Below are 22333 nucleotides of genomic sequence, written 5' to 3' on the forward strand. Positions count from 1 at the left end.
ATTGTCCGAACGGGTCGGGGTGAACACTGAGTACGCTCGATGCTGGTGGGCAGTCGCCGGCGTTGTCGCCGCATAGGAAGATGTGTCGACTTCTCGCGAGTACGCATGGAACAGGACATCATTATGGCTCCGTTATGGTTGGGAATCGTTCCCGCCCGTGGTTTGACGCTGCATTTCAGGGAGCCCGCGGCGCCACCGTGCCCGCTGTTTCACCACCGTCGATAACGAACTCGGCACCCGTGACAAAGGCGGATTCGTCCCCTGCCAGGTAAAGCACCAAGTCGGCGATCTCCATCGGCTGGCCTATCCGGCGCAGCGGAACGCGGTCGGTCTCGAAGACCATACCGGCGGTCATGGGCGTCTCGATGACCCCTGGATGCACCGAGTTGACCCGGATTCCGGAACCGCCCAGATCCAAGGCTGCGCTCTTGGTCAGGCCGCGGACACCAAATTTCGAGGCCGTATACCCGGAGAGTTGTTCGTAGCCACGCAATCCGGCAATGGAGGAGATGTTGATGATGGATGCGGCCCCGGCATCCGCCAGCGACGTGGCGGCAGCCTTGATACCGTTGAAAACACCCGTTAAGTTCACGTTGATGATCCGGGCCCACTGCTCATGGCTGTAATCGTCGATCCTGCCAAAATTCACGATGCCGGCATTGTTGACCAAGATGCCCAGACCACCAAAGACATCCACCGTTTCTTTCACCGCTCGCTCCCAATCCGCGGGTTTGGTCACATCCAGATGCACATAGCGGACGCCGTCGCCAAGCCGTGCCGCCAGTTGCCTGCCATCCTCGTCCAGGACGTCGCCGATGACGACTTTTGCCCCTTCGCTGAGAAATCTTTCAGCAATGGCCGCACCGATCCCGCGGGATCCACCGCTGATCAGGGCAATTTTTCCGGCCAGCCTGTCCATGGCTCATTCCTTTCCTGGGAATGAAGATACCGCCACAACCACCAACCCATGCCGCGCGACAAATGTCTGGCAAGAGCGCAACAGGATCACCGGACATCGCGGGAAATCCTTGCTCGAAATAGGCCGTTCCTCGATTACAGCCTCCCTGCCGTTCAAGACGGTTGGTAGGGGCTTTGGGCCTTGCGCCGCAGGGCCGTCCAAAGCATGTGGTCGGCTAAGCTGCCAGCGGGGTGCTCGGTGGTCTTGATGCCGGGCCTGCTCGGCGGTGGCATTATCTCAAGCCCGCTACAGGGGGACAAAGGCCAGGTCCCTACGAGGAAAGCGTATCCAACCGTGGTAAAGCGCGTTCGCATTCGCCAGATTGATCTTTGAAACCTACGACACAAGCCGAACGACTGCGAATGCATCTTCCGAATTTTGACTCCCATATGGGCCTCCCATCCGCCACAAGCATTCGAACGACTCCATGGGCCCTATTCCTCTGGAATGCCTTGGAGCCAAGATATGTACTGGAAATACGACAAGCCTCGCCGGGCACCTTGCATCTTCCTTGTCTCGGCAGGATGAATGAACCACGCAAATTGATGCCTGTGAAGAACCGAACCGATGGCAAGGCCTGGCACACGTCACGGTCAGAACCTTTGGCGACAATTTGCATTCTCCGTCGGGCTCGGGCGGATTCAGGCCGGTTGCCCGGTCGGCGCCATGACGCACGAGGGAAAGGCATCTGGAATGACTGCGGCACAAGACACCACAGACAGATCCGGTCATGTGCTTGTTCACCCGAACGGAATCGTCTGCGGTGTGTACGATCATGCGAAGTGCAATCCCGGGTCAGCTGGAAAGTGAAAATCCAGCTCATGCAGCAAGTCAGGGATCCGTGAATTTACGGGACTCATCGGGGCCCGGACAAGCTCACAGGAAGGCGAGAGCCATGTATGAATTCAGGGACCACAGTGACGCTGGCCGAAGACTGGGTCAAAAACATACAGGGTTGCGTGGACAGACCTGGTGCTCTTGGGGTTCCCCGAGGCGGCGTAGCTGTCGCATTCGAGGTGGCCAATGTGCTCGACGCGCCCTTAGATGTGATTGTCGTACGCAAGTTGGGTGTAACGTTCCAGCCCGAAGTGGCGATGGGAGCCATAGGTGAAGGCAAAACCCGGATACTTGATACACGCCTCTCATCGCACTTGCCGGCGTCACCGAAAGTGAACCGCAATCCATTGAGCGGCGCGAACGTGACCTATTGGATTCACGGTTCGCAAGATACCGCAAAGGTCGGGAACGCTTGGACCTGCACGGCCGTCATCGTCGACGACGGCCTCGCCACCGGAGCCATTGCCCGCGTCGCCTGCCAAGTTGCCCGTCAGTTGGGAGCGGCAAGAGTGTTTTTGGCCGTGCCGGTGGCCCCGGTCCGGCTCTTGGCCTCGCTGACGGAGCCGGACGACGTCGTCAGTCTGGTTTCCGTCAGGAATTTCGAGGCCGTCGGCTACCACTACAGAGACTTTTTTGCCCACGGAGGACGACGAGGTCGTGGTCTCGGTGCTCCAGGGTGCCGGGTCGGGCACCCTTCTGTTGGATCTGCTGGCCCCCGCCGAAGAGGCCAACCGGGTAAACGTGTTCGACATCGCCCTGCTGGCAGGGCGGCTAACGGCGGCAACCCGGTGGCTCGGCGCCAGGGACGGGACCTCCTCACGTAAGATCGGCTACTTCGGGGCGAGCACGGGCGCCGGCGCTGCGTTGTGGCCCGCTTCCTAACCCAACGCGCAGATAGCCGTCCTCGTTTCACGCGGCGGACGCCCGGATCTCGCCGGCCCCCGGCTGGCAGCGGTGCGTGCCCAACCCTGTGATCGTTGGCAGCGCCGAGGCCTTGGTCTTGGACCTCAACCGCGAGACCATGGCCAAAATGCGGGCAACGCACCGGCTTGCAGTCGTACAGGGAGCGACCCACCTTTTGCGGATCCCAGCGCTCTCGCGCAAGTCGCCACGCTGGCCGCCGACTGGTTTGGCTGCTACCTCGTGCCCGAACGAAACCAGAAACGCGCACCAGAGGTGCAGGAATGAACGAGAACCCGTACGCGACAGCCAACCGGTCGAAGGAGCTTGCCTAGATTCTGTTCCTGACGCACCGGGGACCTGGAGGGCTTGGTCCGTCTCGCAGTCGACAAACGTTTCGTGTGCCTGGGTGAGGCGTCCCGCGGCGCCCACGAGTACTACAGCTGGCGTGCGTTGGCCAGCCGCCGGGGCATCAACGAGCACGGCTTCAGCTGGATCGGGGTGGAAGGCGCCTAGCCCGACTGCTGGCACATCAACCGCTGGCTCAGGGGGCAGGGAGACCAAGACCTCGACTCATACCAATTACTGGCTGCGCGAGCGGAACCTTGATCGGGCAGAATCCGAGCGCACCGGTTTCTACGGCCTTGACGTGTATTCGCTGTGGGACTCGCTGCGGCAGATGTTCAGCTGGCTCGAGAAAACCGTGCCCGATGCCCTGCCCGCCGCCCTGCGGGCCTGGAAATGCTTTGTGCCGTTCGGGGAGGATTCCCAGCGGTACGCCTGGAGCACCCGGCTGGTGCCGCAATCCTGCGAGGCGGACATCGTCGCGCTGCTGGCCGAGATGCACCGGCGAACCTTGGGCAGGCTGCCCACCGACCCGGAGGCCTTCGACGCGGTGCAGAACGCCGACGTCGAGGCCAATGCCGAACTCTACTACCGCACCATGGTCCGCGGCAACCGGCAGTCGTGGAACATCCTTGATCACCACATGAGCGACACCATCGACCGCTTCGTGCTCCACCACGGCATCGAATCCAAGGGAGCGGTGTAGGCGCACAACACCCATGTCGGCGACGCCCGCGCGACCGACATGGTCCGTGGCGGCATGGTCAACATCGGGCAGTTGATGCGCCATCGCCACTCCAGGGAGGTGCTGTTGGCCGGGTTCGCCTCGTACTCCGGGTCGGTCATCGCCGCCGATGCCTAGGGACCGCCCGAGGAAGTCATCGCGGTTCCCGCGGCCGCCCAGGGCAGCCACGAAGACCTCCTCCCCGCGGCCATCGGCGAAGCCGTCGTGCTGTTGTTCGGGCCCGACCGCTCGGGGTCTTGGCATGAATCCCTGCACGGCCATCGGTCCATCGGTCCATCGGTCCATCGGCGTGGTCTACAACCCGCACCGCAAGGCTGGCAACTACGTCCCCACCACATGGGAGAGCGCTATGACGCATTGCTCTGGATCCTGCAGGCGACAGCGCTGCACCCGCTGCACAACAAGCAACGCCCCGAAGAACCGGAGCTCGAAACCGAACCCACATACTTCTGGACGCAAGGTGCGCCCCGGCACCCCATCGGAAATGTTGCCTTGGACCCGCGCTGCCATGAAGGCGACGATACTGACTATGTCATCGACTGTCGAACCCCAAGAAAGGTCGTTGATGAACCGGCACCGGCACTGTCGGTTCGGTCGCACCGCAACGGCCGAAGACGGCAGCTTGAGCGTCGCTCGACCGGAATTTAGGCATTGCTGTCATCGATCTGTGACTGATGATTTTCTGGTTCCATGGTTTGCCCCAAGGGGGACACCTTGATAACTTCGGTGGATTCGGCAGACAACAAGGCGCGACAACTATTGCCTACATCGAACGCCGCAATTCTCAGCACAAATTCAACCGCTCCTAGCTAGCGACATTACCATCCATTATTTCCGGGAACTGGAACCACGGAGGGCCGCCGATCCGACCGAAATCAGGGAATTGGCGGTCTGCTAACAGCCATTTGAGATAATCGAGGCTATCGTTCCAACGACGTGGCGAGTACATTGGTAAGCCCAACCACCTGACATTGGAGACGCCCATGGGGCTTGGATCCGGAAAAGCAAAGATCATCGTTGGCGTAGACGGCTCGGAGGCTTCCCTCGAAGCCCTGCGAAAGGCCCGCTACCTCGCCGAGCCTTTGAACGCCCAAATCGAAGCAGTCGGTTGCTGGGAGTTCCCAAGGATGTATGACGGGTACCTGATGACGGACATCGGAGGTGGAATTAGGGAGAACGCCGCAAAGGTCCTCAACCAGGCCGTGACAACTGTCTTCGGCGCTGCGACACCAACCAACGTCAAGATCAACCTCATACAGGGTGACCCAAAATCTGCCCTCATTAAAGCCAGCCAGAATGCCGACTTGCTCATGGTCGGCAGACGAGGCCACGGCGGATTCCACGGACTACTTATAGGGTCGGTCAGTTCTGCCTGCGTCGCACATGCCAAATGCCCAGTTATGGTTGTGCACGCCCCAGAAGATGGTGAGCACGGCTCATAAAACCCAGCGACACCGTTTCTGTCGAGTTAAGCTAGAAAGACTACTGAGCAAAGCCACGATTCTTAGACCATTTTCTGGTTGACGAAACGCCAGCACCGTTCCGATTCCACCGCCTACCTTAAGTGCTGCCAGTTGCAGTGGTTCCGCTCCATCCTGGATAAATCGCAAAGCATCCCGGGGAAGAAAGCGAAAGTCCATACCCGTACATTCACCCCGGCATCCGCCACTGACTGGCGGGCCGATTATGAGAGCGTCTGGCCTGGACTGCACGGACGGCCAAATATCCGATCACGCACTTCATCCGATGCCGGCCGCCGACCAAGACCTCCGAGCTTTGACTGCGGACCTAATGCCGGCACTGCTGTTCGTCCGGGCGGGTTGGCGTGTTAAGAGAAGAAAACCTGAGAACTGGGGTCCGGCCATCATGTCTTTCCAAAGCCAGCGCATACACCACCCCTTGACCCACACGTCCTGCCGGGGGCAGATCCTTCATTCAAGCGTCGAAAGCTCAGAGTAATTAAGGGAAGCGGCTTTCGCGGTGTTTTCCATGGTCTTCCCAAACCATACGGCGCAGTGTTCGGTGGTAACCGCCGCTGCCAAGTACTTGCCTCCGCTAGCTGTTGCGTTGCTTTCGCCCAGACGGCGTCCGCCTCCGGCTTCGCACAACGTCTAGGCAGTCACATTTTGCTCATTGGTCCGAGGCCGTGGCAGGACATCGAACCTCCGGGTGCCCTTTAGCGCACGCAATGCATTGAAAATGGTGATCAGGTCCACGAGCTCTTGGGTCAGAGCCCCAATGATCGCCGGCAAAACCCCTCCCGCGGCCACAAGCATGAGCAACACGGAGAGCACAATCCCAACCCAAATTGACTGCCTCGCAATGCGCAAGGTGTCCTTGCCGATGCGGACGGCATTGGCCGCCTGAGAAAGGCGCTCGGTCATGATCACTACGTCTGCGCTTTGTGTGGCGGCGGTAGACCCGCGGGCGCCCATGGCCACGCCCACCTCTGCTGCAGCTAGGACCGGCGCGTCATTGACCCCGTCGCCAACCATCATCACCGGGCGGCGTTTCAGTCCGCGCACAAAGTTCACTTTGTCCTCGGGCAGGCATTCGGCGCGCACCTGACTGAGCCCCAACTCGGTGGCAATGTGGTCGGCAGTCGCCTGTTGGTCCCCGGTCAGCATGAACACCTCGTTGATCCCCATGGCACGGAGTTGGCCCAACGTCGCCGCAGCATCGCTGCGCAATTCATCCGCTAGCACCAGCACGCCAGCAAAATGTCCATCGACTGCAACGTAGACCGAGGATTCACCCGAGGAAAGTTCGTAAGTTTCCACGTCATCCACCTGGGTCCTGATCCAGGCCGGTTTCCCCACGGCTACCCTGAATTCGCCCACTAGGGCGCTCACCCCATGGGTGGCCACCTCACTGGCATCCCGGACCGGGGCGATGGGCAGGGCACGAGCGTTGGCGGCTGCAACGATCGAGGCCGCCAAGACATGGGAGGAATACTGCTCGGCAGCCGCAACCAATGAAAGCAAGCGGTCTTCTTCAAACCCCTCGACCGGTTGAATCGAGCGAAGCCGGGGAACGCCCTGCGTCAATGTGCCGGTCTTGTCGAAGGCAACGGATTGCACGGAGGCCAACCTTTCCAGGGTTCCACCATCCTTAACGATAAGTCCGGTTCGTGCGCCTCTGCTCATACCGGCAAGAAAGGCGACCGGTGCCGCAATGAGCAGTGGGCAAGGGGTCGCTACTACGAGCACTTCGGCGAAGCGCACTGGATCACCGCTTGCCCACCATGCGCAACCGGCGATCGCATAGGACAACGCTGTGAATGGGATCGCGTACCGATCAGCCAAGCGCACTACCGGGGCGCGGGAGGCAGCTGCATCCCTAACTAGTTCGACGATGCGCGAGTACTGCGAGTTGGCGGCCGTGGCGCTGGCACGGAGGTTGATCGCCCGCGCTCCATTCACCGCACCAGAGAGCAAAGTTTGACCGACCACCTTGTTCACGGGCATTGATTCGCCGGTCAGTGAAGATTCGTCAAATGACCCTTCGGCATCGAGGAGCACCCCGTCGACCGGAAGGATTTCTCCGGGGCGTACCATAACGGTGTCTCCCACAGCCAGCTCAGCTACCTGCACATCGTGAAGCGTTCCAGTTTCGTCTACCCGGTGGGCCCACACCGGAACGCGTTCAAGCAACGACGAAAGGGACTTCGTGGCGCGCACCTGTGCATAGTCTTCCAAAGCCGCCCCACCTGAAACCATCAGGCAGATGATAAGGGCCGCAATGTACTCGCCAACGAGAACCGTCGCCAAAATCGCGCTAAAGGCCAAGACATCGATTCCCCAATGCCCCCGTGTAATGTCCGTGACCATGTTCCAGCCAAGCTTCACGGCTATGCCGAGCGCATAGGCGCTGGCAATGCCCCGCGCAGGCAATCCCAACCCCATACCCAGCACGATCATGGTGCCGAGGAGAACCAGCAAGGTGGCAGCTACTACAGGGTATCGCTTGATCAAGCTCACCATTCCCTACCCCTTTTTCATAGTGAAATCTCTATGGTCGACGGAGCATCCATAGACGACCAGCGCCGTAAGCACTGTCGTAAGCATGACGCGTCCATGTCTGGTTATCGAGGCCATCGCCATGTCGGCGATCTCTGCAGCGGGCTGGGGGCCTACTTCGACAAGCCTCAACTCACCGGTCTCACGTGCTGGAGAACCGCATCCCAGTTTGCAAGACAGTGATCTCAAGACGGCAGGAGTAGGCGCTAAACCTCCCGGCGACGGGGGCCTTGCCCACTGAGTATTCGGGCAACAGGCCGAAGACTCCGAAACCGAAACCGCGGGCTTCTAGAGGCGGTGCGCACCCGCTTCACCGGTGCCCGGCATGCCATCGGCGATGTTGCCTTGGGCCTGCACCGCCGTGATGGCGACGGTATTGACGATGTCCTCGACCGTCGAACCCCGGGACAGGTCGTTGATGGGCCGGCGCAAGCCTTGCAGGATCGGTCCCACCGCGATGGCGCCGGAGGACTGCTCCACGGCCTTGTAGGTGTTGTTGCCGGTGTTGAGGTCGGGAAAAATGAACACCGTGGCCTGGCCCGCCACGGCCGAAGACGGCAACTTGAGCGTCGCTATGGACGCATCAACCGCGGCGTCGTACTGGATCGGCCCCTCGATGGCCAGGTCAGGGCGGGCGGCCCGGGCCAGTTCGGTGGCCCGCCGGACTTTGTCCACGGCGGTTCCCGTGCTGGAGACTCCGGTGGCATAGGAGAGCATGGCCACCCGGGGCTCCACGCCAAACCGGGCCGCCGTGTCGGCCGAGGCCACGGCGATGTCGGCAAGCTGTTCCGCACTCGGCTCGGGATTCACGGCACAATCCCCGTAGACCAGGACGCGGTCGGGAAAGAGCATGAAGAACACCGATGACACGGTCCCCGAGCCCTCCCGCGCCTTCACGAATTCCAGGGCCGGGCGGATGGTGTCGGCGGTGGTGTGGGCGGCTCCGGAGACCATGCCATCCGAGATGTTCAGCTGGACCATCATGGTGCCGAAGTACGCCCCCTCCAACATGATTTCCCGGGCACGCACCGGCACCATCCCCTTGTGGGCCCGCATGCGCTGGTATTCGAGGGCAAACCGGTCCCTCAGTTCCGAGGTTGCCGGATCGATCAGGGTCAACCCGTCCAGGCCGATGCCGTGGCTGGCGGCCAGCTCGCGGATGGCCGCCTCGTTTCCCAGGATGGTCAGGTCGCAGACGTCCCGGCGGTGCAGGATCTCCGCGGCGCGAAGCACCCTGACGTCGTCCCCCTCCGGCAGTACGATGCGCTGTCGTTGGCTTCTGGCCCGTTCGATGAGCTCGTGCAGAAAGCGAAGGGGCGTCGTGGTGGCGGGACGCGGAAGGGCCAGCCGCGCCAGCATCTCGGACTCGTCGACGCATCGGGCCCAAGCGCCAAGGGCCGCCGCGACCTTGCGCCGTTGGCCGACGTGGATTTCGCTTCGAACCCCCGCCACCATGTGGGCCACGGAATAGGTGTCCTGCCCGCCGGCGAAGACCGGAAACGGTGCACGGGCCAGGAACCTCAGCACCTCGGGCCCCGGGGTCAGTCCGTCGGTCAGGATCATCGCGCTGGGGATGGGGAACTCGGGTGAGAATGCGGAGGCAAGGCTGGCCACCATCACGTCGACCCGGTCCCCCGGCACGATCACCAGGTCGCCGACGCCCAGGACCTGCAGGAAGTTCCCCACCGTCATGGCGGCAACCTTCACCGCACGGACGTCGCGATCCAGCTCGTTGCTGCCGGCCAAGTGCCTCAAGCCCAGGGCGGCAGCGACGTCGCCCACCGTCGGCATGGAAATCTCCGCGATCTCCGGGATGACGTAAACGGGCCGGCCGCTCTTTCCGGGTCGGATTGCGGCCTTGACCCAGGCCACCGAGGCGGCATCGGCCCGGTTGACCATTACCGCCAGGAGCGAGCAATGCGATGCCGCTAGCTCCTTGCGCGCCACGTCGACGGAGTCCGCGGTTTCCTCCGAACCCAGGCCCCCGGCGCCGACAACGGCCAGCACCGGCAGGCCCAGACTGTTGGCCAGGCGTGCATTGAGGCTGAACTCCGCGGCAGCGTCACGACCACTGAGGTCCGATCCCTCGACCACCAGGACGTCGCACTGCTTGGCCATTCCGCTGTACAGCGCGACGGCCTCGGCCTCGATTTCCCCGCCATGGCCGGCCGCCAGCAAGACCCTGGCCGCGGCGAGCGTCAGGCCGCCCCGGCACACCGACGGATCAAGGTCGTAGAGGCGCCGCAGCATGCAGACCATCGGGTCGAGTTCCGGATCCGTGCCGCCGACGATCGGCCTGAAAAAGCCGACCCTGTCGGCGTGGCGGTGCAGGGCATCGACCAGTCCCAAGGACACCAGGTTCTTGCCGGATCCCGGAACGGATGCACAAACGTAGATCCCACGGGCCACGCGGAACGACCTCACCTTCACGATTGCGATTTGGGCGGCAGGGCGGGATCGCGTCGACGATGGGGCCGCCCGCCATCCTGTCCAATCGGAACAACCACGTCATGGACGGAACCGGCTACCATTCAGGATGACGGCAAACTCGAGTCCCGACCAGTGGCCTAAGTCACCGATCGGCGACGGGCGGGTGGAAGACCAGGTGCAGGGACCTTGTGCCCTACTCCCAAGCGCCGATGCAAGTCATCCTCGGGTCAAGAAAGGGAGTCCGTCATGCGCGCTTGGTGGGTTGGCCAACCCGGTCCGATAGCCTCGCATCCCCTGGTCCTGGGCCATCGACCCGATCCGCAGCCGGCCCGCGGGGAGCTGCTGCTCGACGTGCAGGTGTGCGGTGTGTGCCGGACCGATCTGCATCTGGCCGAGGGCGACCTTGCGCCACGGCACGGCAGGGTGGTCCCCGGCCACGAGGTTGTCGGCATCGTCCGCGAAACAGGACCGGATTGCGTCAGGTTCAAGCCCGGCGACAGGGTCGGGGTGCCCTGGCTGGGTTCCGTGTGCGGCACCTGCCGGTTCTGCCTTCGCGGCGACGAGAACCTGTGCCTCGCACCGACCTTCACAGGGTGGGACCGGGACGGCGGATACGCCGAACTCGTCACGGCGTCCGAGGACTTCGTCTATCGGATTCCGCCGACCTTGGCCGACGAGCATGCCGCGCCGTTGCTGTGCTCGGGCATCATCGGCTACCGTGCGCTCAAACGGGCGGCGCTGCCTCCCGGCGGCCGCCTGGGCATTTATGGTTTCGGAGGATCCGCCCACCTCACCGCCCAGATGGCCCGCCACCAAGGCGCGTCCGTCTATGTCATGACCAGGTCGGCCGAGGCACGTGCCCTCGCCCGAGACCTCGGCGCGGTGTTCGTCGGGGGCCCGACGGACGTCCCGCCCGAACCGCTTGATTCTGCAATCCTGTTTGCCCCTGTCGGGGACCTGGTTCCCATCGCCATGCGTGCACTGGACCGCGGCGGAACGCTCGCCGTGGCCGGAATCCATCTCACCGACATTCCGCCCCTGCACTATGAAACCGACCTTTTTCAGGAACGCCAGCTGCGCAGCGTCACCGCCAACACGAGGGCCGACGGCGAAGAGTTCCTGGCGCTGGCCGCCGAAATGGAGTTGCGCCCCACAACAACGGTGTATGCCTTTGCGGCCGCCGACCAGGCCCTTGTGGATCTGGCCGGGGACCGTGTCACCGGCACCGCTGTTCTGCGGGTGCAGGGCGGCGGGTAGCGCGCGGCGGACATGGGCCGATGCGGACCCGCCGGAACCGCTCACAATCATGGCGATGGAGCCTCACGATGGTCGGCAATCGCAGCCCGGTTCGGCCCCGGGAAGGGCAGGGCCGCTTATGGTTTCGGGGCGTCCGGCGGGGCTTCGAGGGTTCCGGTCAGGTAGTGCTGAACCACGGGTCCCAGCAGTCGTGCGATCTCGTCGTGCCCGGCCGACGCCAAGGGCTCGAGTTTGATCACGTAGCGGGCAAGCATCAAACCACCCATCTGGCTCGCGGCGAGTGAACCGCGAAGGCGTGATTCCTCCTCGCCGTACCCAAGATCGGCCATGACGCGGTCGAGGATGAGATGGCGGATCGTCCGGCGCAGGAGGGTTGCATACATCTCCGACTTGAACACTTTGCCAACCAACGCGAGCATGGCTGCTTGCGCGTGCGAATCCCAGACCCTGAGCATGGTCCGCACGACGATTTCGCCACGCTCGGACGGCGCCTGGCCCAGGGCATCGGCCAAGATCTGGTCCGGCACGAACGGCAGGTCCAGACACGCGGCCAACAAGTCATCCATGCACCCGAATTGTTCACGGATCGTGGCCTCGTCGACGCCCGCCTTTCGGGCGACTTGCAAGGCGTCGACGGTGTCCGCACCGGCATCTGCCAACAGGCTCTGGGCGGCTTCGACAATCGCGGCGCGGATGACCGTGTCATGATCGCTCATCAAGGTCCCTTCCAGACTCGAAATGATCCCGGTGTGCGGCAGCTTGTGGTTCGGGCGCACAATGCCATTCCCGTCGAGAGCGGAACTGGCCGGACCTCGCAATCCTCTCCCGTTGCGCCGCCGCCCGCCAGTGTCGAAGGTCCCCTGCCGATGCGGTTTTGAACCCTACAAGCGCCAGAGGGTTCCGGGGAACCCGGTTCTTGTTTCCACGCTCCCCCTGGGCCATGCTGTAGGTGTTGAACACCGACGGATCACGATTTGTTGTGGACTTGGTTTCACTCATGCCCTGGAACAACGAACCGCCTGCCGAAGGAAAACACCAAGAGCCCCTCCCATGAAGGGGCTCGGCAGTTCATCCCGACGAACATCACCCAGGTCCCCGGACCGTCAGTCCGAAAGGAGTGGTCTCATGTCCTCTGGCCAGCTGACGAAACCGTATCCCCTCTGCGAACAGTGCCTAACGGACGAATATCTCGTCTATGAAGACGTCCGCAAGGCGATGAAGGTCAAGGGCGTCAAGGCGCCCATATGGGACGTCGAGTGTTGGTGCGGCAAATGCGAAACATTCTACGGTTTCAGGGCGACCCACCCGCCCAAGGATCCCCGTGCGGTTCAAGCCCGCCGGAACACAAACCCGTTCACTGACACGGAGCCACACAGCCACTTCCCGCATCCTTAGGCCCCGGACAGGCGACGCATGAGGATAGTGTTTCGGCAGCACGCTACGAGGGGCCATCCGGACCTATCTCCCCCCCCGGCAACAGGCCACCCGGTCTGCCTCGCACGGACAACCAAAACTCGCAGGTGAAAGAAGATACGCAGAATGCGTACATTTGGTATCAAGGAAGAATTCTTCATCGTGGAACCGCTCAGCGGCTTGCCCTGTGCACCACCGGCCTCGGCCCGGGCCGAACTGCTGGCGCTCACCGCCGGCGGCACCGGAACCCGCGACGAATTCCTTGTCTGCCAGCTGGAAAGCAACAGCCCGATCTGCACCGAACGCGTAGAAGCCCTTGCGGCCGCGCAAACGTACCGCCATGCCTTGGCGCGTGCCGCCAAGGACCTTGGCTACCAGGCGGTGGCGCTCGGCACTCCCCCGCGCATCTCCGATGCTCCGGCGGTGGTGAGCTCCGGCGACAGGTACCGTGCCATCAGTTCCTTGTACGGCGGGCTCGGATCGGAGCACTACATCTCGGGCCTGCATGTGCATGTGAACGTGGATGACACCGAAGCAGGCGTCATTGCGTTGAACGGATTGCGCCGCTGGCTCCCGGCACTGACGGCGTGCGGCTCCAATTCGCCCTACTGGCGAGGAACAGACAGCGGCTTCGCATCCTGGCGCAACATCCACTACCGGCGTTGGGCTCTCCATGGCATCCCGCCGTACTTCGCAGATATGCAGGACTACGAAGAACGGATGAAACTCGTCCTCGGCGCCGATGTGGTGCTGGATTCGGGCCACGTACGGTGGGGCGCAAGGCTTTCCACCATGTACCCCACCCTTGAGGTCCGGGTGGCCGATGCCCAGCTGGGCGCCTCGAACTCGATCTTGTTGGCGCTGGTCGTCAGGTCGTTGGTGGACACGAGCCTCAACGGCGCGCCCCCTCGCTTCCAGCCCATGCCCGAGGCCCTCGACCTTGCGCAATGGCAGGCGGCAAAGTTCGGGTTGCGGGGCAATAATTTCGATCCCTTCGACGGGACGAAGACCTCCGCGTCCCGCATGCTGCACAGCTTGATGGAGCACATCAGTGACGCGTTGGAACGCAACGGCGACTACGAATACGTCGCCGCGGGGCTCGCTCGGATCCTGGAGCGGGGAACCGGAGCAGAGACCCAGCGCAGGCATTTCCGCAAGGGTGGATTCAGCGAAGTTCTGGAGAATGCGGCTGCCGCCATCGCCACCTGAAATCAAGGATCAAGCGTGTCGCTGCCCAGGCAACGATCCAGACCTACGTCGTTTGTCGTCCAGTTCACGGTTGAGAACGGCGCTTCCTGCACCGTCACAGCCGAACCTTTCACCCGGGATCGGCAGAGAACAGCAACTTGACCAGAAATTCCTCCGGAACTATACCAACGGCACGATCCAGCAACCCCAGAAAGAACACCATGGACCAGGATTACGACGAAGCCCGCCCGGATATTGCCGAAGCATCGGAACGCACCCTCAAAGCCGTCCAGAAAATGGACGCACCGAACGCCAAAAGCGTCCAAGTGGATCTGGAAAGAAGACGATCTCTCGGAAGGCCAGGAGCTCCCGGGCACCATCGTCCTCGATGAGCTAGTCGTCGAAGTCGTTCCCCAGGCTGCTGACGAATTCATGTGCGGCCAGTGCTTCACTGTCCGGCACCGAAGCCAGGCTGCCAAAGAAGTGAACGGTGTGAAGATCTGCCGCGACTGCGACGAGCTCTAGGAATTCACGAACCTGTCAGCAAGCTGGCCCGGTTGGGCCGGATGCGCGGACAATGCCCCTCTCGGATTCCCCGCGAAGCCGGGCCACTTTGATCACCGCCAGCCACAACCCACGCCCGGCTTGGGACAACCTCATCGGGCAGCGAACCAACAAACACTGCCGGTTCTTAGATCAACAAGCCGAAAAACTCCTCCTCAAAGAATCGGGAGACTCAGTTCACTCCAACGGCCCTGCCGCAAACTCCCTGCAGTACTGTCCTTCACAGCAACGCCGCGGACGGAAAGGCCCGGCTCCTTCTCAAGGGCCCCCGATGCGGCTTCAAGGCCCCGCCATCTCGCTGTCCTGCAAGAACAGGCATGGGACTTTCGGCACTTCCCCGCCATAGGGCCCAACGCAATCATGAGAGGCATGCATGAGCCTCGTGTTATGCCCTCCGACGCCGAAGCCGATGCCGACAAACAATCGAGCAGGGACAACGGTGATCCCTTTCTCCGGTATGGCGACCGTTTTCAGCGGTCGCTCGCGGCCGCGATCAACATGCTCCGGTCCTCCGACACAGTCCCCGCCGAGATCGCCCGATCGTTCGGTCTTCCCGCAGCGGCCGTCGCAGGCCCGGCATCGTTCTTCGCCGATTTCTCCGCACCCCGCGGACGCCGACACATCCGTGTGTGTGGCGCCGCCGCCTGCTTCGCAGCGACCGGGGGCCGGCATGTGGCGGAGGTTGAGGAAGCACTCGGAGTGGGAGCCGGAAACCGGAGCATGGACGGGGCCGTCTCGGTTCAGGAGGTGCGCTGCCTCGGCTACTGCTTTTCCGGCCCTGCGGCGCTCGACGGCGAAACGGCCTGTGCCGGGGCAGATCTGGCCGCTCAATTGCAAGGATTGGCCCCGCGGCGTACCCCGCCTGTTCCCGTCCACAACGACAGCCCGGTCCCCGTGGTCACTGCCGGGCTGCTGGGAGCATCAGAGCCGTGGTCGACGTGGCCGAATATCGTTGCCTCGGGCACGTCCGAGGATGTCCTCAGGCAGGTCGATGCTGCCCGGCTGTCGGGCCGCGGCGGTGCCGGATTCCGGGTCGGTACCAAATGGCGGGCCGCACTTGCCCATCCGGCGGCACGTGTGGTTGTGGCCAACGGCGATGAGGGCGACCCCGGTTCATTTGTTGACCGTTTGCTGATGGAGCGGGACCCGCACCGCGTGCTCGAGGGTCTCGCGCTGGCCTGCTTTGCCGTCCGTGCGGAGAACGCCGTCGTGTTTGTCCGCTCGGAGTACCCACAGGCCTTCGCCCGGATGCAGGAGGCGGTGCTGGAAGCACAGGCGTCCGGCCATCTCGGCACAGACATACAAGGCAGCTGTTTCAGCCTGGAGATCGATGTGGTTGAAGGCGCAGGGTCGTATATCTCCGGTGAGGAAACTGCACTGTTGAGCGGCCTCGAAGGGCTGCGCGCGGTGCCGCGTCCCCGCCCGCCCTACCCCACCGAGCACGGGCTCCACGGCCGACCCACGGTGGTGAACAATGTGGAGACGCTCGGGGCGATCCCCTGGATCATGCAGCATGGCGGAGCGGCCTACTCGGCAATGGGAACCCCGGATGAGGTCGGGACCGTGGTTGCTTGCCTATCCGAAAGGTTCCTCCGGCCCGGGGCATACGAAGTTGAGATCGGCACCCCCTTCAGACGGCTTGTTGAGGATCTCGGCGGCGGCCTGCGGGACGGAGCCACCCTGCGTGCCCTTCAAATCGGAGGACCCTTGGGCGGTTTCATCGGCCCCGAAGACCTCGACGTTCCGTTCAGCGACGCTACCCTGTCCCGCTATGGCGCAGCCCTCGGCCATGCCGGCGTTGTTGCCTTCGACGACACACTTGCCGGCGAGGACGTCCTGAGGAACCTTTGGGACTTCGCAGTGGCGGAAAGCTGCGGCCAATGCTCGCCGTGTCGGGTCGGCGCATGGCGCGGCCGGGCCCTCGTGGACCGCCCCGGCGGACCCGGCGACCGGGGCGAACGCGACCAGGTGCTGCGCAGCATGGCGGTGGGAAGCCTGTGCGCCTTCGGCCGCCGGGTCCCGGCCGCGGTGCGAAGCCTCGCCCGCGTATACCGGCTGGATGGATGGTTGCCGTGAGGCTGGTCATAGACGGACGCCAGGTTGAGGTGCCTTCCGGTGCGACACTGCTCGATGCCGTTGGAGCGGCAGGGCTGGTCCTCCCGACGCTATGCCATGATGATCGGCTCACCACCGTTGCCTCGTGCCGCACGTGCCTAGTGGATATCACGGGACGGGGGCCAGCGGCGGCCTGCAGCACCCCGGCCGAGGAAGGATTGAATGTCTCGGTCAACGCATCCCGGCAGATGCGGCGTGATGCCTTGCAGTCCATCGTCGCCGGCCTGCCGCCCAGGGCGTTGGAAGTCCCTGCCGACCGTAGCGAACTGGCCCGGCAATGCGCCGACTACGGAGTTGCCGCCATCCCCGGTTCCCCCGCTCCACCCGAACGCGGGCTGGATCACTCGCACCCCTACGTCAAGCTGGACCGTGACTTGTGCATAGCCTGCGGACGGTGCGTCCGCGTCTGCGCAGAGGTCCAGGGAACATTCGCCCTGACCCTCGTCGGCCGCGGGGCCAACACCGTGGTCGCGCCGGGAACCGGCGGCCCGTGGGCGGAATCCGACTGCGTCTCGTGCGGCGCGTGTGTGGACACCTGTCCCACCGGCGCCCTGTCCGAGCACGGGTTGCTCAACCTGTTGCCGATCGAACGCCGGACCCTGACCACTTGCGGATACTGCGGGGTCGGCTGCAGCCTGGAAGTCTCCACCCGCGACAACGAGATCATGACCGTCCGCCCCGCGACTGGCGGATCGGTCAATCGCGGCCACGCTTGCGTCAAGGGACGGTTCGCGCATGGGTTCCTCGGTGCTGCAGATCGACTGACGACCCCGCTCATCCGCAAGAACGGAACCCTGACACCCGCGACATGGGACGAGGCAACGGGCTATGTGGCCGCCAGGCTGACGGAAATCCGGAACTCCGCCCCGGATGGATTCGCCGTCGTGTCCTCCGCTCGGGCGACGAACGAGGAAAACTACCTGGCCCAGAAATTCGCCCGCGCCGTCATGGGGACGAACAACGTGGACAACTGCGCCCGGCTCTGCCATTCCCCCTCGGCAGTTGGCCTGGCCGCCACATTTGGCCTTGGAGGCGGAACCAACCCGTTCGATGACCTCGACCGGTGCGACGCCGTGCTCCTGGTCGGGGCCAACCCGACGGCGGCCCACCCCGTTGTCGGTTCCCGCATCTTCCAACGAGTCATGGATGGCGCGCGCCTGGTGGTCGTGGATCCCCGCCGCACGTTCCTGGCCCGGCATGCCGATGTCCACCTTCGGCCGCGGCCGGGAACCAACGTGGCCGTCTTCAACGGCCTGTCGCACATCCTGGTCCGCCAAGGGCTGGCCGACACCGACTTCCTCGAGGCACACACCAGCGGTTACGGGGAGCTGCTTGGTTTGCTTGGCGACTACACCCCGGAACGAGTCGCCGAAATCTCCGGCGTGCCCGCGGACGACCTCATCCGCGCAGCCTTGATCTACGGCCAGGCACGGTCGCCGGCGATCTTCTACGGTCTCGGGGTGACCGAACACCTGCACGGCACGGACGGCGTCAGGACCCTGTCCAACCTGGCCCTCCTCCGCGGTGCCGTGGGACCCGGAACCGGCGGAGGGGTAAACCCGCTTCGCGGGCAAAACAACGTCCAGGGAGCCTCGGACATGGGCGCACTGCCCGATCTGCTGCCCGGCTACCAACAGGTGAAGGACCCGGCGGCACGGACCCGCTTCGTCCAGACCTGGCAAACCGGGCTTCCGACACGGCCGGGACTTCGGATCCCGCAGATGTTTGCATCCGCCCGGAGCGGGGAGTTGAAGGCACTGTGGGTGATCGGGGAGGACGTGCTCGCCACCGACCCGGACAGCACCTCGGTAAGGGCTGCCCTGGATGCATGCCCTCTTGTGATTTGCAATGATTTGTTCCTCTCCCCGACGGCCACCGCAGCGGACGTCGTCTTTCCAGTGGCCGCGTGGCTCGAGAAGGAAGGCACCTTCGTCAACTTCGACCGGCGCTTCCAACGAGTGCGGTCTGCGGTGGCGCCTCCCGACGGCGCCCGCTCGGACTTCGCGGTGCTGCATGCCGTCGCTGCCCTGATGGGAGCAGACCTCGGGTGCGCCACACCGGCGGAGGCCCTGGCCGAATGCGCGAGCCTGGCGCCGCTCTTCGCGGGAATTTCGCACCACCGGCTGGACCGCGAAGGGCCTCTGCATTGGCCGTGCGAGTCTGCCGAGTCCCCGGGAACGCCCAGGCTGTACCAGGACCGCTTCGCGACTCCGGACGGCTTGGCGCATCTCGCGGTCCGACCGTACCTCCCGCCGGGTGAGCAATGCGATGCGGCATTCCCGTACCTGCTCATCACCGGCCGCAGGGAAGAGCACTACAACTCCGGCAGCATGACCCGACGCACCGGGAACCTGCGTCTACTCGCCGAGGAGACGGTCGACATCTGCCCGGGCGATGCGGCGGGATTGGGCCTTGCCGAGGGCGATCGCGTCGAGCTGTCCAGCCGTCATGGGACGGCGGTGCTGCGCATCAGGGTCACCGACGACGTCGAACCGGGTCAGCTGTTCGCGGGTTTCCATTTTCCCGACGCTACGGTCAACAGCCTCACTTCCTCCGTGGAGGATGAGTTCACAGGCTGCCCGGAATACAAATTGACCGCTGTGAGCATTAGCTCATGCTCCTGAAATGTTTAACCCTGTCAATGGAGAGCTTCACCTGTGGTTCCGGCCTAGTACCAAGATGGACCTCGGACAAGAGGTATCTTTCGTAGAGGGTGATTTCACGGATGCGCAAAAGTCTCCTGCACCGCTCACTCAAGATCGAATGTGCCGCGACGAACGACCCCCGTCTGTGGCCCGGATGCATGGAAGCGGAGTCTTGTTGAGCTACGACGCAAAACGACTTATGCAATCAATACGGGCGTTCAAGATCCTGATTCCAGAAATCCTTCCACCTACTCCATATGTACCCGATCCATTGGGGCTGTCAGCTAGCGGTGGATGCAGCGCCGCGTTTGCCGATCCCCCACCGCGTCACCCTGATAACAGAATTTCGACAGCTAGATATGTGAATCACAACGGTAAATGGCCTGTTTTCACAGCGCCTCATGGCTGTGCCGTCTAATCTTCCACCGTCGCGCCTTGGGCCAATGGATAAACCAGCCTCATTGGATGTTCCCGCCCAGCGCGCGGTACCCGGGCGGCGAACAGCGGTTCTGATCGCTACGGCCCGCTTTACGGCAGGGGAACAATTCCTTGGCGGTTGCGGAACCGCTGCACCGCCGAAGTTCTCGCATGGGCGCTGCCAGAATGCCGGATATCCGTGGTCAAAATCCAGGGAAAGTGACCGCTGGATGGCCGGGGCTAGGCCAGTGAGAGGAAGAGCTTTTCCATGTCGGCACGGTCTGCCGTGGGGTCCTCGCTTTTCAGGCACTGTTCGAGCCCGGTGGCGATGATGGAGAACCCGGCGCGGTCGATGGCCTTGGATGCTGCGGACAGCTGGGTGACGACCGCGCGGCAGTCACTGCCTTCCTCAAGCATGCGAATCACCGCGTTGAGCTGTCCCTGGGCGCGCTTGAGCCTGTTGATGACGGGTTTCATGGTGTCCGCTTCAAGTTCCATGGGTTCCTCCAGGGTGTTGTTTTTTCAATTGTATACCCCAGGGGGTTTCCTGAGGTATCGTCGACAGTGGACCCCAAATACCCCTAGGGGTATGTGCCACAATCAAACACTAGAGGGTGGACGCGCCTCCATCAGCAACCCCAAACCGAAGGAATCACCACATGTGTCGAGCGACCAAATGCCGCAAATGCCAGAAAACCACCTGGGCCGGATGCAGCCAGCACGTCAAGCAGGTGATGGCCCACGTGCCGCGCAATGAGCGCTGCTCCTGCGATCCAAATGCCCCGAAGAAGCCCGGCAAGGAAGGCGGGTTCTTCGCGCGCCTCTTTGGCCGCTAAACCCCGGCCATCCCATGCCGCGCGGCGGTCGGCGCCAGCGCGAATGTCGCCGACCGCCGCTTTTTTGCGGGGCAAGCGATCCCGGGGTCCGGATAACGGATGACTTGACGCATACCCCTAGGGGTATTATCGTTTGAAGTGAAGTCCATACCCCCAGGGGTATCAAGGGCGGGCGAACCAACCGCGACCAACAACAAGGAGAACCAATGCTTCTCGAACGCATCTATGACGAAGACCTCGCACAGGCCAGCTACCTCATCGGCTGCCAGGCCAAGGGCCAGGCCGTCGTGGTGGACGCCCGCCGCGACATCCGGGTCTACCAGGACCTTGCCGCGAAACACGGCATGGAGATCGTCGCCGTCACCGAAACCCACATCCATGCCGACTACCTCTCCGGCACCCGGGAACTGGCCGCGGCCACCGGCGCGGAGATCCACGTCTCGGGCGAGGGCGGGAAGGACTGGCAGTACGAGTTCGAGGCCGAGCGCCTCCTCGACCAATCGACCATCACCCTGGGCAACATCACCGTCAAGGCCCTGCACACCCCCGGACACACCCCCGAGCACCTTTCCTTCCTGGTTACCGACGGCGCCTTCAGCCACGAGCCCGGCTTCCTGCTCTCGGGCGACTTCGTGTTCTCGGGTGACCTGGGACGCCCGGACCTGCTCGACGAGGCCGCCGGCGGCATCGACACCCGCTTTGCCGGGGCGCACGATTTGTTCACCTCGCTGAAGGAAAAGTTCCTGACCCTGCCGGACTACGTACAGGTCTACCCGGGCCACGGCGCAGGCAGTGCCTGCGGCAAGGCACTGGGCGCGATCCCGTCCTCCACGGTCGGCTACGAGCGCAACTTCGCCTGGTGGGGCCCCTACCTGGCGGCAAACGACGAGGCCGGCTTCGTTGAGGCACTGCTCGACGGGCAGCCCGACGCCCACGCCTACTTCGGCCGCATGAAGCGCCAGAACCGCCAGGGACCGGCCGTCATCGGCGACCGCGCACCGCTGGCCCAGCTGGCCACCGGGGACGTCGCGACCGCCCTGGCCGCCGACGAGATCGGCGTGGTCGACACCCGCCACCACACCCTGGTCCATCAGGGCACCGTCGCCGGGGCCCTGAACATCCCCGCCGGCACCAAGGCCGCCAGCTACGGCGCGTGGGCCGTGGATCCGGAAACGGACCAGCGCCCGCTGGTGCTCTTGGCTCCGGACAGCGAAACCGCCACCGAGATGTGGGACCACCTCATCCGCGTGGGCATCGACAAGGTCGCCGGCTATGTCAAGACGCTCGATGGCTTGCCAAGCTACACCCCCGAAACCCTGGACCCGGCCGACCTGGTGGGGTTCGATGCCACCCTGCTGCTGGACGTGCGCAACAAGACCGAACACACCGCCGGGCACATCCCCGGCTCCATCCAGCTCAACGCCGGACGGGTGCTCTGGCACACCGACAAGCTGCCGAAGGATGGCGTGATCGTGAGCTATTGCCAGTCCGGGGTGCGCAACTCCGTGGCCGCCTCCGCCCTGCGACAGGCCGGGTTCGACGTCGTTGAACTCGAGGGCAGCTACGCCGGCTGGGCCGACTGGAAGCAAATGCAGAACGCCTAGGCTCCTCCGCCCGTCCTCCACCAGACCACTAATTCCTCCGATTCCTCCGATTCTCGGTCC

15 protein-coding genes and 1 pseudogene are annotated in these 22333 nt (G+C 63.5%); 11 read left to right on the top strand and 5 right to left on the bottom strand.

The genetic code is table 11. The features are described from left to right. Positions 1-175 precede the first annotated feature (175 nt). Positions 176-919 carry a glucose 1-dehydrogenase gene (locus JOF47_RS08785; protein WP_209997213.1) on the bottom strand — a complete coding sequence of 248 codons (744 nt, stop codon included), beginning with the start codon at positions 917-919 and terminating at the stop codon, positions 176-178. 1509 nt (positions 920-2428) lie between these two features. On the opposite strand from JOF47_RS08785, the gene JOF47_RS22340 reads away from it, so the two are divergent. The 4 genes and pseudogenes from JOF47_RS22340 (at position 2429) to JOF47_RS08800 (ending at position 5227) form a co-directional block, all read left to right on the top strand. Continuing rightward, positions 2429-2677, top strand: a complete 249-nt coding sequence (locus tag JOF47_RS22340) for a dienelactone hydrolase family protein (protein ID WP_342592745.1) — start codon at positions 2429-2431, stop codon at positions 2675-2677. 387 nt (positions 2678-3064) lie between these two features. Next, complete coding sequence (locus JOF47_RS21875) at positions 3065-3211, top strand: hypothetical protein (protein WP_245357014.1); 147 nt, start codon at positions 3065-3067, stop codon at positions 3209-3211. Continuing rightward, positions 3144-3902, top strand: a pseudogene (locus tag JOF47_RS21880) (erythromycin esterase family protein). Before JOF47_RS21875 ends, JOF47_RS21880 begins: the two are co-directional and overlap by 68 nt. 866 nt (positions 3903-4768) lie before the next feature. After that, a complete protein-coding gene (locus JOF47_RS08800; protein WP_209997215.1) occupies positions 4769-5227 on the top strand; it encodes a universal stress protein in 459 nt (152 codons plus the stop codon). 669 nt (positions 5228-5896) lie between these two features. Here the strand turns inward: JOF47_RS08800 and JOF47_RS08805 are convergent. Together JOF47_RS08805 and pta are read right to left on the bottom strand one after the other, a co-directional pair. Continuing rightward, positions 5897-7768, bottom strand: coding sequence for a heavy metal translocating P-type ATPase (locus JOF47_RS08805; protein WP_245356320.1), 1872 nt, complete (start codon positions 7766-7768; stop codon positions 5897-5899). 324 nt (positions 7769-8092) lie between these two features. Next, on the bottom strand, positions 8093-10213 hold the full coding sequence (gene pta, locus JOF47_RS08810; RefSeq protein ID WP_210001520.1) for a phosphate acetyltransferase: 2121 nt from the start codon (positions 10211-10213) through the stop codon (positions 8093-8095). 267 nt (positions 10214-10480) lie between these two features. On the opposite strand from pta, the gene JOF47_RS08815 reads away from it, so the two are divergent. Then, positions 10481-11491 (top strand): zinc-dependent alcohol dehydrogenase family protein, encoded by a 1011-nt coding sequence (locus JOF47_RS08815; RefSeq protein ID WP_209997216.1) that lies wholly within the window; start codon positions 10481-10483, stop codon positions 11489-11491. Between the two features lie 116 nt (positions 11492-11607). On the opposite strand, the gene JOF47_RS08820 is transcribed toward JOF47_RS08815, so the two are convergent. Beyond that, on the bottom strand, positions 11608-12207 hold the full coding sequence (locus JOF47_RS08820) for a TetR/AcrR family transcriptional regulator (protein ID WP_209997217.1): 600 nt from the start codon (positions 12205-12207) through the stop codon (positions 11608-11610). 823 nt (positions 12208-13030) lie between these two features. Here JOF47_RS08820 and JOF47_RS08825 point away from each other — a divergent pair. The 4 genes from JOF47_RS08825 (at position 13031) to fdhF (ending at position 19395) form a co-directional block, all read left to right on the top strand. Further along, positions 13031-14113, top strand: coding sequence for a carboxylate-amine ligase (locus JOF47_RS08825; RefSeq protein WP_209997218.1), 1083 nt, complete (start codon positions 13031-13033; stop codon positions 14111-14113). Between the two features lie 234 nt (positions 14114-14347). After that, positions 14348-14617, top strand: coding sequence for a DUF4193 family protein (locus JOF47_RS08830; RefSeq protein ID WP_342592746.1), 270 nt, complete (start codon positions 14348-14350; stop codon positions 14615-14617). A 408-nt stretch (positions 14618-15025) separates the two neighbouring features. After that, positions 15026-16732 carry an NAD(P)H-dependent oxidoreductase subunit E gene (locus tag JOF47_RS08835; RefSeq protein WP_245356321.1) on the top strand — a complete coding sequence of 569 codons (1707 nt, stop codon included), beginning with the start codon at positions 15026-15028 and terminating at the stop codon, positions 16730-16732. Beyond that, complete coding sequence (gene fdhF, locus JOF47_RS08840; RefSeq protein WP_209997219.1) at positions 16720-19395, top strand: formate dehydrogenase subunit alpha; 2676 nt, start codon at positions 16720-16722, stop codon at positions 19393-19395. Before JOF47_RS08835 ends, fdhF begins: the two co-directional genes overlap by 13 nt. A 678-nt stretch (positions 19396-20073) precedes the next feature. On the opposite strand, the gene JOF47_RS08845 is transcribed toward fdhF, so the two are convergent. After that, entirely contained in the window at positions 20074-20331 is a 258-nt protein-coding gene (locus JOF47_RS08845) for a metal-sensitive transcriptional regulator (protein ID WP_209997220.1), read from the bottom strand. A gap of 161 nt (positions 20332-20492) precedes the next feature. Here JOF47_RS08845 and JOF47_RS08850 point away from each other — a divergent pair, with 161 nt between their 5' ends. Together JOF47_RS08850 and JOF47_RS08855 are read left to right on the top strand one after the other, a co-directional pair. After that, positions 20493-20669: a hypothetical protein gene (locus JOF47_RS08850; RefSeq protein WP_209997221.1), complete on the top strand. Its 177-nt coding sequence runs from the start codon at positions 20493-20495 to the stop codon at positions 20667-20669. 206 nt (positions 20670-20875) lie between these two features. Further along, positions 20876-22273, top strand: coding sequence for an MBL fold metallo-hydrolase (locus tag JOF47_RS08855; protein ID WP_209997222.1), 1398 nt, complete (start codon positions 20876-20878; stop codon positions 22271-22273). Positions 22274-22333: the final 60 nt, after the last annotated feature.

It is taken from the genome of Paeniglutamicibacter kerguelensis (assembly GCF_017876535.1).
Classification (GTDB): Bacteria; Actinomycetota; Actinomycetes; order Actinomycetales; family Micrococcaceae; genus Paeniglutamicibacter; species Paeniglutamicibacter kerguelensis.